The following is a 14,422-nucleotide window of genomic DNA, read 5'->3' as shown; positions in this document are numbered from 1 at the left end:
GATATGGAAAACCGGCTTCTGTACCGCCAGGATCAACTGCCCATCTTTCAAAACCGTATGTACGATACGGAAGATGAAGCCGTGGATTGCCCGCGCGGCGATGTGCGTCTGGTCGAAAACGAGACGACAGGCCTCGTCTATAACGCCGCTTTCCAGCCAGAGCTGATGGTCTATGACGAGCACTATCAGAACGAGCAAGCCGTCAGCGAACCCTTCCGCGTCCACCTGAACGCGGTGGCCGAACTCGTGCTAGCCCGTATGGGCCGCGATGACATCATAGAGGTCGGCTGCGGCAAGGGGTACTTCCTCGAACTCCTCGCCAGGCAAGGCGTCGGCATCACCGGCTTCGATCCCACCTACGAGGGGGACAACCCCCGCATCCGCAAAACCTACTTCGACGCCAGTCAGAAGATGTCGGGCAAGGGCCTGATCCTGCGTCACGTCCTGGAACACGTTCAGGACCCCGTCACATTCCTGCGCGCCATCAAGGACGCCAACGGCGGCTCCGGATACATCTATATCGAAGTGCCTTGCCTGGACTGGATCATCGACAGGCGGGCCTGGTTCGACATCTATTATGAGCATGTGAACTACTTCCGGCTGTCGGACTTCGGCCGGATGTTCGGTCGGGTGATCCACGCCGAAAACACCTTTGGCGGCCAGTATCTATCCGTTATCGCGGACCTATCGACACTTCGTGACCCGGAAATCGACATCGCTGATCGCGTCGCCTTCCCAGAGGACTTCATGGCCTCGATCCCGGTCGACACTCCCTCCAGCGAAATGGTCGTCTGGGGAGGCGCCTCCAAGGGCGTGATCTTCGCCCTGCTGTGCGCCCGCGCAGGCCGGCCGATCACCTCGGTGATCGACATCAATCCCGCCAAGCAGGGCAGGCACATCGGTGGTACGGGGTTGCAAGTAAAGTCGCCCGAGAGCGCCTTGGCGGACGTGCCGCTCGGGGCTAAGATTTATGTCATGAATCCAAACTATCTCGCCGAGATAAAATCCATTTCCAACAATTCTTACAACTACGTCGCAGTGTGAACATGTCTCAGTTCGATATCGAAACATCCAAAAGAATAGAAGGCGCTCGATCCCAAGTCGAAATGTGCGACAGCGCCGCGAAGTTTTTAGAACATTCAATACTTCCGCAATATTCTTACAATTTCTCCTGGCAGGGCCGGCCGATTATCCAATATCCGCAGGATATGGCAGCCATCCAGGAACTGGTTTGGGAGATCAAGCCCGACCTGATCATCGAGACCGGAATTGCCCACGGCGGATCTCTGATCTTCAGCGCCTCCCTGCTGGCGCTGCTGGATGTCGCCGACGGCGTGGCCGCCGGAACGATGATCGATCCGCGCGGGTCGGGGCGCAAGGTTCTGGGCGTCGACATCGACATCCGCGCCCATAATCGCGCAGCGATCGAGGCGCACCCGATGGCCAGTCGGATCCAGATGATCCAGGGCTCAAGCATCGCAGAGGATGTCATCGCCCAGGTGAAGGATGTGGCCCAAAACTATCAACGGATCATGGTCTTGTTGGACAGCAACCACACCCATGAGCACGTGCGCGCGGAGCTGGAGGCCTATGCGCCCCTGACGAGTGTCGGCAGCTATTGCGTCGTCTTCGACACCGTCGTCGAAGACCTGCCCGCCGCGATGTTCCCTGATCGTCCCTGGGGTCCGGGCAACAATCCCAAGACGGCGGTATGGGACTATCTGAAGACCCATCCAGAGTTCGAGATCGACAAGGCTATGGACGACAAGCTCCTGATCTCCGTCGCGCCGGACGGCTACCTGAAGCGCATTTTCTAGGGGCAGACTTGACGATCTTCATCATCTGCCACGACGGCCTCCCCGAATACACGCCCCCGTCAGGCTCCAAGATTCTATGGCTGAACGCCCGCCCGCCCCCCGAAACGCGGGGATTGGACATCATCCCGGGCTACGATTTCTTCGAGAATCCGGAAGCGCTGCATGCGCAGCTTTCCGGCTCCCTCGGCCCGATCGCCATTCACAGGATCCTGGTCGACACCCCTAATCCAGAGGGGCATGTCACCATCTGGCAGTATCGGAAATTCCTGGTACGCCGGCAGATGGGCCAGCTCAGCTCGAACTATCCAGGCATGCGCCTCGTCAGTGCCGGCGAGCTCGCTGCGCAGCCTCTGGAAAATCCGGAAACGGATCTGGCCGGCGATGAGTACATAATCCCCATGCCACTCAAAGCTGGCAACATCGCGCAGCACTATCTCACGCATCACAGCATCGTCGATTTCTTGCACTATGTTGCGACGGTGGCGGCCGAGCAGGTCCTGCCGCAGGATCAAATCTTGGAGTTTTTCAATTACCCCTACATCGTCCCCGGCGGCGTTGAGATGGGCACCTACCCGACCGCGTGGTGGATGAAAACCTGCAGTGCTATGGCGAAGGTCGTTCTCAGTTTCGTGGAACACCACAAGCCGTTTCTGGCCCACGATCCCTATCAGAGGCGAGCCGCCGCGTTTTGCCAGGAACGCCTGGGCGGCTACTTCCTGATCAAGCATCTGGCGGCGCACCAGCCCGATCAACTCTCGCCTCAAAAGTATGGAACCATACATACCGTCACCGACAATGGCGAGTATCGGCGCGGCACCTGACACGCTCGGACGGCGACGCTGCAGTTCAACCCTAAGGAATCCTCAAGGGCGTCTGAGCCTGACAAGCGGCAGGACTCGCGTCAGTCAAACCAATCGGTGCGGCGCAAGTTCAACGGCATTGGAAACGAACGATTTCAGCGCCAGCCATCGCTTCTTGCCGCATCGCCGGTAGTTTGGCCAAGCCCTAGAGACCCCAGAACGATCGACCAACCCCATGGCCTATAGCGACGACATCAATCCCGATCTCCTCAAGTCCATTCCGCTTGATCGCAGACGGGTGCTGGAGGTCGGTTGCGGCACGGGACTGTTCGCCGAGGCCTACCGTGCGCGCAATCCTGACGCGCGCTATGTCGGCCTTGAGTTGTTCGAAGACGCAGCGCGCGACGCGGCCAGACTCGTGGATGACATCGTCGTCGGGGACATCGAAACTGAAACCGTCATGGCGGCGCTTGACTCCGCGCGGGCCGACGACGCCTTCGACGCCGTGATCTTCAGGGATGTCCTGCAATATCTGCGCGACCCTTGGGTCGTGCTTTCGGATCTGCGGGCGCGCACCGGCCCCGGCGGGGTCTGCGTCGCCTGCGTTCCCAACGCCTCCCATTGGGCGCTGTTGGAGCAACAGCTGAAAGGGCAATGGCCCCCCGCAGAAGCCAACCCAGCAGACCGCCGCCCGCCGCAGCTTTTCACACGCGCTTCGGCTATCGACATGTTCCAAAAGGCCGGCTGGACCGTCCTTGAAGCATCGCCGCGCATCGTATCGGCCGAGAAGACAGAAGCGGCCCTGAAGGCCTTCGGACCGATCGCCGAGACCCTGGGCGTGTCGTCGGACAATCTGCGTCGCGACCTTTCGGCGTTTCAATGGATCATCCAGGCGATCAATGGCCCGGTTCCTGAGGCTATCACTGTCGCGGCGCTGGGGATGAAGAAGATCGCCGGCGTCACCGAGGCGCGGGTCGATCACCCGCTTGCCGCCCTCGCCAGCATGCCGGGCGCCAGGGTCTCCTGGGGCGCGGGATCTGTCAGCTTGCCGCGCCACTGGTCACCCGGCGTGTTTATGCTGCATCGCCAGTTCCTCAACGGCGGCCACCAGTCTGCCATGGTCGACAACCTGATCGAGCGCGGCTGGACGATCACATCGGACATCGATGATGATCCTCATCACTGGCGCGAATTTGTCGATTCCAACTTCAACGCCTATCGCGGTGTGCACGCGGTTACGGTCAGCACGGAACCGCTGGCGGCCATGATCCGCCAGTGGAATCCCAATGTGACGGTCTTTCCCAACGCCATCCTGGAGTTGCCGCGGATCGAGATGGCCACGCCCAAGTCCGGACAGCGTCTCAAGGTGTTTTTTGGCGCGCTCAATCGAGGCGGAGATTGGGCCGGGCTGTCAGAAGCGATCATCGCAGCCGCCAAGACCTTGGCCAAGACCATCGAGTTCGTGGTGGTTCACGACGAAGCCTTCTACAAAGCTCTGCCGGAAGAGGTGATGAAGATCTTCCATCCGACCCTGCCCCATGCGGCCTACATGGAGGCCTTGGCCGGTTGTGATGTTGCGCTTCTGCCCCTGGCCGATACGCCCTTCAATCGCCTGAAGTCGGATCTGAAGTTCATAGAATGTTGCGCAGCAGGCGTCGTGCCGATCTGCTCTCCCGTCGTCTACGGGGATGCGCCCGAGCATCTCGACATCGGCGTGTTCGCGACCTCGCCGGAAGACTGGGGCCGGGCCCTCATCGACCTGGCGAACGACCCTGCCCAGGTGCGGAGCCGTCGCGAACGCGGTCTTGCCTATGTGAAGACCCAGCGCATGCATGCCCAGCAGGCGCCTTTGCGCCAAGCCTACTACCGGGACCTGATGGCGCAACGGCCGGACCTCGAGACGCAACGCAAGGCCCGCATCGCTGCCCTAAAACCGGCCTAGTCGCGGGGATTGATGAGGCTACCGCCAGGCCTTGGCTGCTGCCCCGCATTTTAGACCGCTGGTCGGCCGCCTGTCGGGCGCGATCGAGGCGATGTGGGAACTTCCAGCGCCGAAGACGGAGCGCGAGGTTCGGCTAGGGCGCGAGCGTCAGGCGCAGCGCCAGGGCGGCCAGGGTGATCAGCAGAATCGGCGTGGTCAGCACGATCCCGACCTTGAAATAATAGCCCCAGGAAATCCTGATCCCCTTGGTGCGCAGCACGTGCAGCCACAGCAGGGTGGCGAGCGAGCCGATCGGGGTGATCTTGGGGCCCAGGTCGCTGCCGATGACATTGGCGTAGATCATCGCCTCCTTGACCGCCCCCGTCGCGCCGCTGGCCTCGATCGACAGGGCGCCGACCAGGACGGTGGGCATGTTGTTCATCACCGACGACAGCAGGGCGGTCAGGATGCCGGTCCCGAACGCCGCCCCCCAGACGCCGCCTTGGGCGAAGTAGTTGAGCAGGCCCGCGATCCGGTCGGTGAGGCCCGCATTGCGCAGGCCATAGACCACCAGATACATGCCCAGCGAGAAGACCACGACCTGCCAGGGCGCGCCCTTGAGCACCTTGCGGGTGCTGATCACCTGGCCCCGGCCCGCGATGACCAGCAGGACCAGCGCGCCGACGGCGGCGGTGGCGCTGACGGGCACGCCCAGCGGCTCCAGGGCGAAGAACCCGATCAGCAACAGGGCCAGGACCACCCAGCCGGCCTTGAAGGTCGCCGGATCCTTGATCGCCTCGCGCGGCGCCTTCAGCTGGCCGACGTCATAGGTCTTGGGGATGTCGCGCCGGAAATAGAGCATCAGCGCCGTCAGGGTGGCGGCGATGGCGGCGATGTCGACCGGGATCATCACCGAGGCATAGCGGCTGAAGCCGATCTTGAAGAAGTCGGCCGAGACGATGTTGACCAGGTTCGAGACCACCAGCGGCAGACTGGCCATGTCGGCGATGAAGCCGGCCGCCATCACGAAGGCCAGGGTCGCCTTGTCCTTGAAGCCCAGCGCCATCAGCATGGCGATGACGATCGGCGTCAGGATCAGCGCCGCGCCGTCATTGGCGAACAGCGACGAGACCGCCGCGCCCAGCAGCACAATCGCGGCGAACAGCAGCCGCCCCTTGCCGCCGCCCCAGCGGGCCACATGCAGGGCCGCCCACTCGAAAAAGCCGGCCTCGTCGAGCAGCAGGCTGATCAGGATCACCGCGATGAAGGCGCCGGTGGCGTTCCAGACGATGTGCCAGACCGTGATGATGTCGCCGGGGTGGACGACGCCCGTCAGCAGCGCCAGGCCGGCGCCCAGGGTGGCGCTCCAGCCAATGCTGAGGCCCTTGGGCTGCCAGATGACCAGGGTGATGGTGAGCAGGAAGATCAGCAGGGCGAGGATCACAGGACGACGATCTCGCCGTCTTCCTTGGTGAAGCTGGCCGGCTTGCGGTCCAGCAGATCCAGCACGACCTCGGACGGCCGGCACAGCTTGACGCCCCGGGGCGTGACCACGATCGGCCGATTGACCAGAATGGGGTGAGCGACCATGGCGTCGAGGATCTGATCCTCGGTGGCGTCATCAGCCAGAAGACCCAGCTCGGCGGCCGGCGTACCCTTTTCGCGCATCAGCTGGCGGAACGTCAGACCCGCCTCCCCGGCCAGCTCACGCAGCTGGTCATGTGACCAGCCGGCCTTGAGATACTCAACGACCGTGGGCGTGTAACCGGCCGCCTGCGCCATCGAAACGACGTTGCGCGAGGTGCCGCAGGCGGGGTTGTGAAAGATCACGATCGGGAAGTCGGTATCGGACATGGGTCACTCGTCAGGAAAACAGAAAGCGGGGCGGCGCCCCTCAGGCGGCGGGTTCGTCGGGGGCGAAGGACTTGCCGATCTCATCGAGCCGGCGCTGCAGCGACAGCCTGTCGATCGACGCCATGGGCAGGGCGCAGAAGAGCGTGATGCGGCTGTTGAGCTGACGATAGGCCTCGGCGAAGGCCAGGGCGACCTCGGCCTCGGTTCCCTGGACCGCCGACGGATCGGGGATGCCCCAGTGAGCGCTCATCGGCTGGCCCGGCCAGATCGGACAGACCTCGCCGGCGGCGTTGTCGCAGACGGTGAACACGAAATCGAGATCCGGCGCGTCCGGATTGCCGGCCTTGGAGAACTCGTCCCAGGCCTTGGAGCGCAGGTGATCGGTCGGGTAGTTGAGGTGCTTGAGCAGATGGATGGCGTGCGGGTTGATCCGGCCGCTGGGCATCGAGCCGGCCGAATAGGCCTTGAAACGGCCCGCCCCGACGCGGTTCATGATCGACTCCGCCAGCACCGAGCGCGCCGAGTTGTGGGTGCATAGAAACAGGACGTGTTTCAGGTTAGACTGGGGATCGGTCATGCTGTCTCCAATTCGACAAGGCAGGTTCCATCGCAGTCGGCGGCCCGGGCGAGGATCTCGTTCAAGGGCGCGCAGATCTCGGGATTGCCGCCGCAGCAGTCTTCCATCAGGAAGCCCAGCAGACCGCTCATCGCCCCGTAGGCGGCCGAATAGATGATCGAGCGGCCCTCGCGGCGCGAAACGATCAGTCCAGCATGGCTGAGCACGTTGAGATTGGCCGACAGAGAATTGGGCAGCATCTCCAGGCGGCGAGCGACCTCACCGGCCGGCACACCCTGACCGCCGGCTTTGACGAGCAGGCGGAAGATGGCCAGCCGACCTTCGTGGCCCAGCGCGGAGAGACTTGCGACAGCGGCTTTCGATTCCATATTTCCAAGTTAGTGGAAATATGTGACGACGCCAAGACGCTTCGAGGAATTTGGAAATCATGACCGACCTGCCCGCGCTCCAGCCGCAATTTCTCACGGCGCCGACCCAGGGCCAACTCGAGAGCCGGTCACCTGCGACCCATCCGCCCCGTATCCTGCTGCTCTACGGATCGCTGCGCGAGCGCTCGTTCAGCCGGCTGCTGGTCGAGGAGGCGGCGCGCATTTTGCAGGTTCTGGGTTGCGAGACGAAAATCTTCGACCCCCGCGACCTGCCGCTTCCCGACGCCACGGGGCCGGACCATCCAAAGGTCCAGGAGCTGCGGGCCCTGTCCCTATGGTCCGAGGGGCAGGTCTGGTGCAGTCCCGAGCGGCATGGCGCGATCACCGGGATCATCAAGGCCCAGATCGACTGGATCCCGCTGGAGATCGGCAGTGTCCGACCGACCCAGGGCCGAACCCTGGCGGTGATGCAGGTCAGCGGCGGTTCGCAGTCGTTCAACGCCGTCAACACCCTGCGACTGCTGGGACGCTGGATGCGGATGATCACCATTCCCAACCAGTCGTCGGTGGCGATGGCCTTCCAGGAATTCGACGACAACGACCGCATGAAGCCGTCAGCCTATTACGACCGCGTCGTCGACGTGATGGAGGAGCTGGTGAAGTTCACCCTGCTCACCCGCGACCACGCCGACTACCTGGTTGATCGCTACAGCGAGCGCAAAGCCAGCGGCCGAATTGCCGAGCACGTTGAACTCGGCGCCGCAGCCATGAGCCATGAGGCGGCGTTGGAAGGCGCAGGCGACTAGGCCCGCTGCGCCTGCCCCACCGACCAGCCCTCAGTCGGCCCGCGTCCGGCCAAGGGGCGATCCGCCGACAAGGCGATACAGCGCCGGCAGGACCAGCAGGGTCAGCAGGGTCGAGGAGATGATCCCGCCGATCACCACCGTGGCCAGCGGGCGCTGCACCTCGGCCCCGGCCCCGACATTGAAGGCCATCGGCACGAAGCCCAGGCTGGCGACCAGGGCGGTCATCAGCACGGGCCTGAGGCGCGTCAGGGCGCCTTCGCTGATCGCTTCGTCCAGCGGCCGCCCCTCGGCCAGAAGGCTCCGGATGAAGCTGACCATGACCACCCCATTGAGCACGGCCACGCCAGACAGGGCGATAAAGCCGACGCCCGCCGAGATCGACAGCGGCAGACCCCGCAAAAGCAGGGCCGCGACGCCCCCGGTCAGGGCCAGGGGCACGCCGGAGAAGACGATGGCGGCGTCCTTGACCGACCGGAACAGCGCAAACAGCAGACCAAAGATCAGCAGCAGGGCGGCGGGCACGACCAGCTGAAGCCGTTTCGCCGCCGAGATCAGCTGCTCGAACGTGCCGCCATAGCTGATCCAGTAGCCGGTCGGGATCTCGACCTCGGCGCCGACCTTCTGTTGCACCTCGGCGACGAAGGAGCCCAGGTCCCGGCCCCGCACATTGGCGGTGACGACCACGCGGCGCTTGCCATCCTCGCGGCTGATCTGGTTGGGGCCGATCACCGTCTCGACCCTGGCCACATCCTGCAGGGGCACGAACCCCCGGGGGCCCTCCCCCGTCGCCGGCAGCGGCACGCGCAGGCGACGGACGCCGTCCAGGTCGCCCCGGATCGCCTCGGGCAGGCGGACCACGACGTCGAAACGCCGGTCGCCCTCGAACACCTGACCGACCACCGCGCCGCCGATCGAGGTGGCGACCACCTCCTGCAGGTCCTGCACGTTCAGTCCCAGCAGGGCCAAGGCGGCGCGGTCCGGCGTGATCTGCAGGACCGGCAGCCCGGTCACCTGTTCGACACCCACATCCTGGGCGCCCTCGATGCCTTCGACCACCGCCCCCACGCTTTCGCCGATGGCCCGCAACTCGTCGAGGTCGTCCCCAAACACCTTGACGGCCACGTCGGCGCGAACGCCCGACAGCAGTTCGTTGAACCGCATCTGGATCGGCTGGGTGAACTCGTAGTTGTTGCCGGGAATGGTGGCGACGGCGGCCTCCAGTTCGGCGACCAGCGTGGCCTTGGGCTTGCGCGGATCGGGCCAGTCCTTGCGGTCCTTCAGCATGATGAAGGTGTCGGCGACCGAGGGCGGCATCGGGTCGGTGGCGACCTCGGCGGTGCCGATCTTGCTCACCACCCGCTCGACCTCCGGCAACGACTTGATCCGCGCCTCGAGAGCCGCCTGCATCCGGACAGCCTGGGTGAGGCTGGTGCCCGGTATGCGCAGGGCGTGCATGGCGATGTCGCCCTCGTCGAGACTGGGGGCGAACTCCGAGCCCATGCGGCTGGCCGCCAGACCCGCGATGACCACCAGCGCCACGGCGCCGGCCACGAACGCCACTCGCAGCCGCAGGGCTATCGCCAGCGCCGGTTCGTAGAGCTGGCGAGCCCCGCGCATGATGCGGCTTTCCTTCTCCTCGACCTTGCCGGTGACGAACATCGCCACGGCGGCCGGCACGAAGGTCAGGGACAGCACCAGGGCGGCGGTCAGGGCGATGACCACGGTGATGGCCATCGGGTGGAACATCTTCCCCTCGACCCCGCTCAGGGCGAAGATCGGCACATAGACCAGGGTGATGATCAGCACGCCAAACAGCGATGGCCTGATCACCTCGCCGGCCGCCGTGGCGGTCAGGGCGAAGCGTTCGTCCCTGGTCAGCAGTCGACCCAGACGATGCTGCGCCTCGCCAAACCGGCGAAGGCAGTTTTCGACGATGATCACCGCCCCGTCGACGATCAGGCCAAAGTCCAGCGCGCCCAGGCTCATCAGATTGCCCGACACCCGGCTCTGGACCATGCCGGTGATGGTCAGCAGCATCGAGAACGGGATGATCGCCGCCGTGATCAGCGCGGCCCGGATATTGCCCAGCAGCAGGAACAGCACGACGATCACCAGCAGCGCGCCCTCGACCAGGTTCGTCTCGACCGTGCGGATGGCGCGATCGACCAGTTCGGTGCGGTCATAGACCGGCGTGGCCGTGACGCCGGCCGGCAGGGACCTGGCGGCCTGTTCCAGCCGCAGCGCCGCCGCGCGGGCGACGGTGCGGCTGTTCTCGCCGACCAGCATGAACACGGTGCCCAGCACCACCTCCTGACCGTTCTCGGTCGCGGCCCCGGTGCGAAGTTCCTCGCCCAGACCCACATCGGCCACGTCGCCGACGCGGATCGGCGCGCCGCCGCGATTGACGATGATCGTGCCGCGCAGGTCCTCGACGCCGCTGGCCTGGCCGGGAACGCGGACCAGATACTGCTCGCCATAGCGCTCGATATAGCCGGCCCCGACATTGCTGTTGTTCTTGGCCAGGGCGTCGGTGACGTCAGCCATGGTCAGGCCATAGGCCGAGAGCCGTTCCGGCAGAGGGGTGACGTGATACTGCCGCTCGAAGCCGCCGATGGTGTTGACCTCGGTGACGCCGGGCGTGTTGCGCAGCTGGGGCCGGATCACCCAGTCCTGCAGGGTGCGCAGGTCCTCGGGCGTATAGGCCTTGCCGTCAGGCCGACGCGCACCCGGCTTGGCTTCGACCGTGTACATGAAGATCTCGCCCAGGCCCGTGGAGATCGGACCAAGCTCGGGCGTCAGGCTAGGGGGCAGCTGGGCGCGAGCGGCCTGCAGCCGTTCATTGACCAGTTGGCGGGCGAAATAGATGTCGGTCCCGTCCTTGAAGACGACCGTGACCTGGCTGAGGCCGTAGCGGGAGACCGAGCGGGTGTAGTCCAGCCCCGGCAGGCCGGCGATGGCGGTCTCGACCGGAAAGGTGATCCGCTGTTCGGCCTCCAGCGGCGAGAAGCCCGGCGCCTCGGTGTTGATCTGCACCTGGACGTTGGTAATGTCGGGTGTGGCGTCGATCGGCAGGCGCTGGAAGCTCCAGACGCCCAGGATTGCCGAGGCGAGGACGAGCGCCAGGACGATCCAGCGATAGCGGATCGACAGCGCGATGATGCGTTCAAGCATGGGTGCGCGCTCCTAGTGGTCGTGGCTCGCGCCGGACTTTTCGATGTCCGCGCGGATCAGGAAGGCGCCGTCGGCGACATACTCGGTTCCGGGTTCAAGCCCGCCCAGCACCTCGGTCCATTCGGGCGTCTGGCGACCCAGCTCCAGCATCCGCACCTCATAGGTGTCGCCCACCCTGGCGAAGACGACGGTGAAGTCGCGGAATTTCTGCAGAGCCCGGGTGCGCACCGCCAGCGGAACGCGGGTGGAGGCGACCTGGAACGATCCCTCGACGCCCATGCCCGGCCGGAATGCGGCTGAGCCCTCGGGCAGATGGACGTGGGCCATCAGGGTCTGGCTGGCCAGGTCGGCGGTCGGCAGAACCGCCTCGACCTGCGCCATCAGCCGGGTGTCGCCCGACAGGCTGCGCACCTCGACGGGCTGGCCGACGCGCACCCGCTCGGCGTCGCGCGGATAGACGAAGAACTCGGCGTGCAGCTTTGTAGGATCGGCGATCACGAAGATCGCGCGTTCGCCGGCCACGTCGCCGACATTGAGGTTCTTCTCGACGATGATCCCGCTGATCGGCGCGAAGATCGAATAGGTCTGCAAGCTCTCGCTGGACTCCACGCGCGCCAGCAACTGCCCCTTGCGGACCTGGCTTCCCAGCTCGCCGCGCAGGGCCATCACCCGTCCCGGATACCAGGCGCGAACCTCGCCCTTGCCCTCGGGCGTGATCTCGACGCGGCCGGCCATGTCGACCAGCTCGGCGATGTCGGCGCCGCCGGCCATTTCGGTCTTCACGCCGCCGGCCTTCGCGGCGTCCGCGCTGATCGTCGTTCGGCCTTCGTAGGATTGATAGGTCCATTGATGACTCTGGCCGCCCTGGCTGGCCCGAACCTTGACGTCGAAAGAGTGAGGTTCGCGCACCACGCCCGCGCCGCGCAGATAGTCTTCCTGCGGCGCGAAACTGAACTGGTCGACCTTGCCGCCCAGCCGGGTCAGCTCGACCGACAGCTGGACCTGCCGCGGATCGACCGGCTTGTCCTTGCGATAGGCATAGACGCGGAATTCGGGCTCGACGCCGTCTTCGAAGATGGTGATCTCGATGGCCAGATCGCCGCTGCGCAACAGGCGGCCGCGATGGGGACCGCGCTCATAGTCGCCGGCCTTGGCGGCGTGGCCTTCGGTCTCGGCGGCGGGCTTGGCGCCGTCGCCGCAGGCCGCCAGCACGAGGGTGGAGGCCATCAGCAGGGCAAGGCGCACGCTGGCGCGCCGGGTGTAGGGGCGGTTCATCGGACAGTCTCCGAAGCGGGAATGAGGGCGGCGTGGCGGCCGGTCAGGCGGGCCAGCAGGGCGCGGTCGGTGTGGAAGGCCTTCAGGGCGTCCAGCCGCCGGCTCCGGGCGTCGATCAGGACCTTCTGGGCCTCGATGACGTCGAGATAGCTGAAGCCGCCGCGATTGAAGCCCTCGCGGACCAGGGCGACGGTCCGTTCGGCGGCGGGCAGCACCTCGGTCTCGATGCGACGGGCTTCGCTGGCCCGTGCGGCCAGCCCGGCCTGCAGCCTGGCGATCTTACGTTCGCGCAGGACCTTGCCGCTGAGGAGGTCGACATCGGCCGCTGTGCGCTCGGCCTGGGCGCGCTCAATGGCGCCGCGATTGGTGTCATGGCGGGCCAGCGGGATCGACCCGCCGACCAGCACGGCCATGTCGCGCCCCTCGTTCAGATAGCGCAGGCCCGCGCGCCAGGTCGGATCCTGGACAGCCTTGCTCTGCTCCAGGCGAACCCGCGCCGTCGCGGCCTGTCGCTCGGCGTCGAGCACCGCCAGGTCCACACCGGACGCTTCGCCCGCGATCTGTTGGGCGGCGGAGGTATCGTCCAGCACCGCCGGATCGAGGTCGAAATCGCCAGCGCCGTCCCAATGGCTGGCGAGGTTTCGGCGCGCGGTATCGGCGGCCATCTGGACCTGCGAGAGGGCGATCCTGGCCTCGGCGACCTGGGTGTCAGCGCGGGCGCCGGCGAACAGGGGGTCGCGGGCGACCTTCACGCGCCGGTCCACCTCGCCTTGGGCACGCTGGGCGATGTCCAGCCGCGTGCGCGCCAGGCGGACCTGCGCTTCCGCGACCAGGGCCTCGACCCAGGCCAGCTCCACCGCCTGGAACAGGTCCAGCACCTGAACCTGATAACGAAGGCGAACCAGATCGATCTCGGTCCGGGCCAGGGCCGTGCGGGCCTGGCGCTTGCCGCCGCGATCCAGGCTCTGCTGGTAGTAGACCGTCGCCTGGGCGCGATCGATCATCGAATAGGGACCGGTTCCCGTCAGGTCTTCCAGCTCGACGCCGACGACGGGGTTCTGACGAACACCGGCCTGCCGGGCGCCGGCGTCGGCGGCCTTGAGGCGCGCCTCGACGGCGGGGCGGGTAGGATCGGACTGGGCGGCGCGGGCCAGGGCCTGGGGCAATCCCAGGGGTTCAGCCTGGGCGGCAAGGGGCAGAGCGACGGCGAACGCCGACGCGAGCAGCCAGGACCGCGTGGCGCGGCCATGGACGAAATGGGGCATGGGGCTCTCTCGAACGGAAGCGGGCGCGGCCGAGGGCCGCGTCGATCAGGCGACGTGTTCGAGGCGGGCTTTTGGGGGGCGTTTCTGCGGAGCAGGCTCGGCGCTGTCGAGCGAGGTGTCCTGGCCCGACCAGGATTCGAGCGTCGAGCCCCAGGGACTGGCGACCGTCATGGCGACCGTCAGGCCCAGAAGCGAGGCGCCGTCATGGTGGTGGTGCGCGCCCTGCGAAGGTGAGGGGTCGCGATCATCGTCCGCGACCTCGGCGCCGGCCATCGCATCATGATCGTGATCGTGATCGTGATCGGCCAGGTCAGCGGCGAGCGGGCCGGCGAAGGCGTTGGCCGCATGTACCTGGCCGCTGGCGTGCAGCGCCCGGTCCACCATGGCCACCGGCGCCTGGACCACCAGCATGGCGATCAGCATCACGGCCAGAGCCGCCACACCTTTGCCGAGCCGGGAGGACAGGAGCTGAATCAAGAATCTCTCGGAGTTGGGTGCGGGTGCGGCTGCATAATCGTCGCAAGCCTGGTGAAGATCAATGAGTCACACCGCCGCGGATTGCGCTCAC

Annotated in this window: 13 protein-coding genes; 5 read left to right on the top strand and 8 right to left on the bottom strand. The window is 65.7% G+C overall.

Features of this window, described 5'->3' with window-relative positions; all coding sequences use genetic code 11:
- Positions 1 to 3: 3 nt before the first annotated feature.
- The 4 genes from ACW17Z_RS17610 (at position 4) to ACW17Z_RS17595 (ending at position 4,559) form a co-directional block, all read left to right on the top strand.
- The gene (locus ACW17Z_RS17610) at positions 4 to 1,044 is read left to right on the top strand and encodes a class I SAM-dependent methyltransferase (RefSeq protein ID WP_492056953.1); all 1,041 of its coding nucleotides are present in this window, start codon (positions 4 to 6) and stop codon (positions 1,042 to 1,044) included.
- 2 nt (positions 1,045 to 1,046) lie between these two features.
- The gene (locus tag ACW17Z_RS17605) at positions 1,047 to 1,817 is read left to right on the top strand and encodes a cephalosporin hydroxylase family protein (RefSeq protein ID WP_492056952.1); all 771 of its coding nucleotides are present in this window, start codon (positions 1,047 to 1,049) and stop codon (positions 1,815 to 1,817) included.
- A gap of 8 nt (positions 1,818 to 1,825) precedes the next feature.
- Positions 1,826 to 2,638, top strand: a complete 813-nt coding sequence (locus tag ACW17Z_RS17600) for a hypothetical protein (protein WP_492056951.1) — start codon at positions 1,826 to 1,828, stop codon at positions 2,636 to 2,638.
- Positions 2,639 to 2,852: 214 nt separating this feature from the next.
- A complete protein-coding gene (locus ACW17Z_RS17595) occupies positions 2,853 to 4,559 on the top strand; it encodes a methyltransferase domain-containing protein (RefSeq protein WP_492056950.1) in 1,707 nt (568 codons plus the stop codon).
- A gap of 133 nt (positions 4,560 to 4,692) precedes the next feature.
- Here ACW17Z_RS17595 and ACW17Z_RS17590 read toward each other — a convergent pair whose 3' ends face one another.
- The 4 genes from ACW17Z_RS17590 to ACW17Z_RS17575 are packed head-to-tail and all read right to left on the bottom strand — an operon-like array spanning position 4,693 to position 7,337.
- Positions 4,693 to 5,982, bottom strand: coding sequence for an arsenic transporter (locus ACW17Z_RS17590; protein WP_492056949.1), 1,290 nt, complete (start codon positions 5,980 to 5,982; stop codon positions 4,693 to 4,695).
- Complete coding sequence (arsC, locus tag ACW17Z_RS17585; protein ID WP_492056948.1) at positions 5,979 to 6,392, bottom strand: arsenate reductase (glutaredoxin); 414 nt, start codon at positions 6,390 to 6,392, stop codon at positions 5,979 to 5,981. The genes ACW17Z_RS17590 and arsC overlap by 4 nt, the downstream gene beginning before the upstream one ends.
- Positions 6,393 to 6,432: 40 nt before the next feature.
- A complete protein-coding gene (locus ACW17Z_RS17580) occupies positions 6,433 to 6,969 on the bottom strand; it encodes an arsenate reductase ArsC (protein ID WP_492056947.1) in 537 nt (178 codons plus the stop codon).
- Positions 6,966 to 7,337, bottom strand: a complete 372-nt coding sequence (locus ACW17Z_RS17575) for an ArsR/SmtB family transcription factor (protein ID WP_492056946.1) — start codon at positions 7,335 to 7,337, stop codon at positions 6,966 to 6,968. Before ACW17Z_RS17575 ends, ACW17Z_RS17580 begins: the two co-directional genes overlap by 4 nt.
- A 59-nt stretch (positions 7,338 to 7,396) precedes the next feature.
- Between ACW17Z_RS17575 and arsH the strand changes: the two genes are divergently transcribed.
- Positions 7,397 to 8,143, top strand: a complete 747-nt coding sequence (gene arsH, locus ACW17Z_RS17570) for an arsenical resistance protein ArsH (RefSeq protein ID WP_492056945.1) — start codon at positions 7,397 to 7,399, stop codon at positions 8,141 to 8,143.
- Between the two features lie 30 nt (positions 8,144 to 8,173).
- Here arsH and ACW17Z_RS17565 read toward each other — a convergent pair whose 3' ends face one another.
- From ACW17Z_RS17565 to ACW17Z_RS17550, 4 genes are read right to left on the bottom strand one after another with little or no spacing between them, the layout of a single operon-like run.
- On the bottom strand, positions 8,174 to 11,314 hold the full coding sequence (locus tag ACW17Z_RS17565; RefSeq protein ID WP_492056944.1) for an efflux RND transporter permease subunit: 3,141 nt from the start codon (positions 11,312 to 11,314) through the stop codon (positions 8,174 to 8,176).
- Positions 11,315 to 11,326: 12 nt separating this feature from the next.
- Positions 11,327 to 12,589 carry an efflux RND transporter periplasmic adaptor subunit gene (locus ACW17Z_RS17560; RefSeq protein WP_492056943.1) on the bottom strand — a complete coding sequence of 421 codons (1,263 nt, stop codon included), beginning with the start codon at positions 12,587 to 12,589 and terminating at the stop codon, positions 11,327 to 11,329.
- The gene (locus ACW17Z_RS17555; RefSeq protein WP_492056942.1) at positions 12,586 to 13,854 is read right to left on the bottom strand and encodes a TolC family protein; all 1,269 of its coding nucleotides are present in this window, start codon (positions 13,852 to 13,854) and stop codon (positions 12,586 to 12,588) included. Before ACW17Z_RS17555 ends, ACW17Z_RS17560 begins: the two co-directional genes overlap by 4 nt.
- A gap of 45 nt (positions 13,855 to 13,899) precedes the next feature.
- Positions 13,900 to 14,331 (bottom strand): hypothetical protein, encoded by a 432-nt coding sequence (locus ACW17Z_RS17550; protein ID WP_492056941.1) that lies wholly within the window; start codon positions 14,329 to 14,331, stop codon positions 13,900 to 13,902.
- Positions 14,332 to 14,422 lie beyond the last annotated feature (91 nt).

It is taken from the genome of Caulobacter sp. GSs2 (assembly GCF_058680895.1).
This window is presented reverse-complemented; position numbering and strand designations above follow the sequence as displayed.

Excerpts from the sequence above, each read along its gene's own strand:
- ACW17Z_RS17565 (WP_492056944.1), bottom strand. The coding sequence starts at position 11,314 with ATGCTTGAACGCATCATCGCGCTGTCGATCCGCTATCGCTGGATCGTC.
- ACW17Z_RS17575 (WP_492056946.1), bottom strand. The coding sequence starts at position 7,337 with ATGGAATCGAAAGCCGCTGTCGCAAGTCTCTCCGCGCTGGGCCACGAA.
- arsC (WP_492056948.1), bottom strand. The coding sequence starts at position 6,392 with ATGTCCGATACCGACTTCCCGATCGTGATCTTTCACAACCCCGCCTGC.
- ACW17Z_RS17595 (WP_492056950.1), top strand. The coding sequence starts at position 2,853 with ATGGCCTATAGCGACGACATCAATCCCGATCTCCTCAAGTCCATTCCG.
- ACW17Z_RS17555 (WP_492056942.1), bottom strand. The coding sequence starts at position 13,854 with ATGCCCCATTTCGTCCATGGCCGCGCCACGCGGTCCTGGCTGCTCGCG.
- arsH (WP_492056945.1), top strand. The coding sequence starts at position 7,397 with ATGACCGACCTGCCCGCGCTCCAGCCGCAATTTCTCACGGCGCCGACC.
- ACW17Z_RS17560 (WP_492056943.1), bottom strand. The coding sequence starts at position 12,589 with ATGAACCGCCCCTACACCCGGCGCGCCAGCGTGCGCCTTGCCCTGCTG.
- ACW17Z_RS17605 (WP_492056952.1), top strand. The coding sequence starts at position 1,047 with ATGTCTCAGTTCGATATCGAAACATCCAAAAGAATAGAAGGCGCTCGA.
- ACW17Z_RS17580 (WP_492056947.1), bottom strand. The coding sequence starts at position 6,969 with ATGACCGATCCCCAGTCTAACCTGAAACACGTCCTGTTTCTATGCACC.
- ACW17Z_RS17610 (WP_492056953.1), top strand. The coding sequence starts at position 4 with ATGGAAAACCGGCTTCTGTACCGCCAGGATCAACTGCCCATCTTTCAA.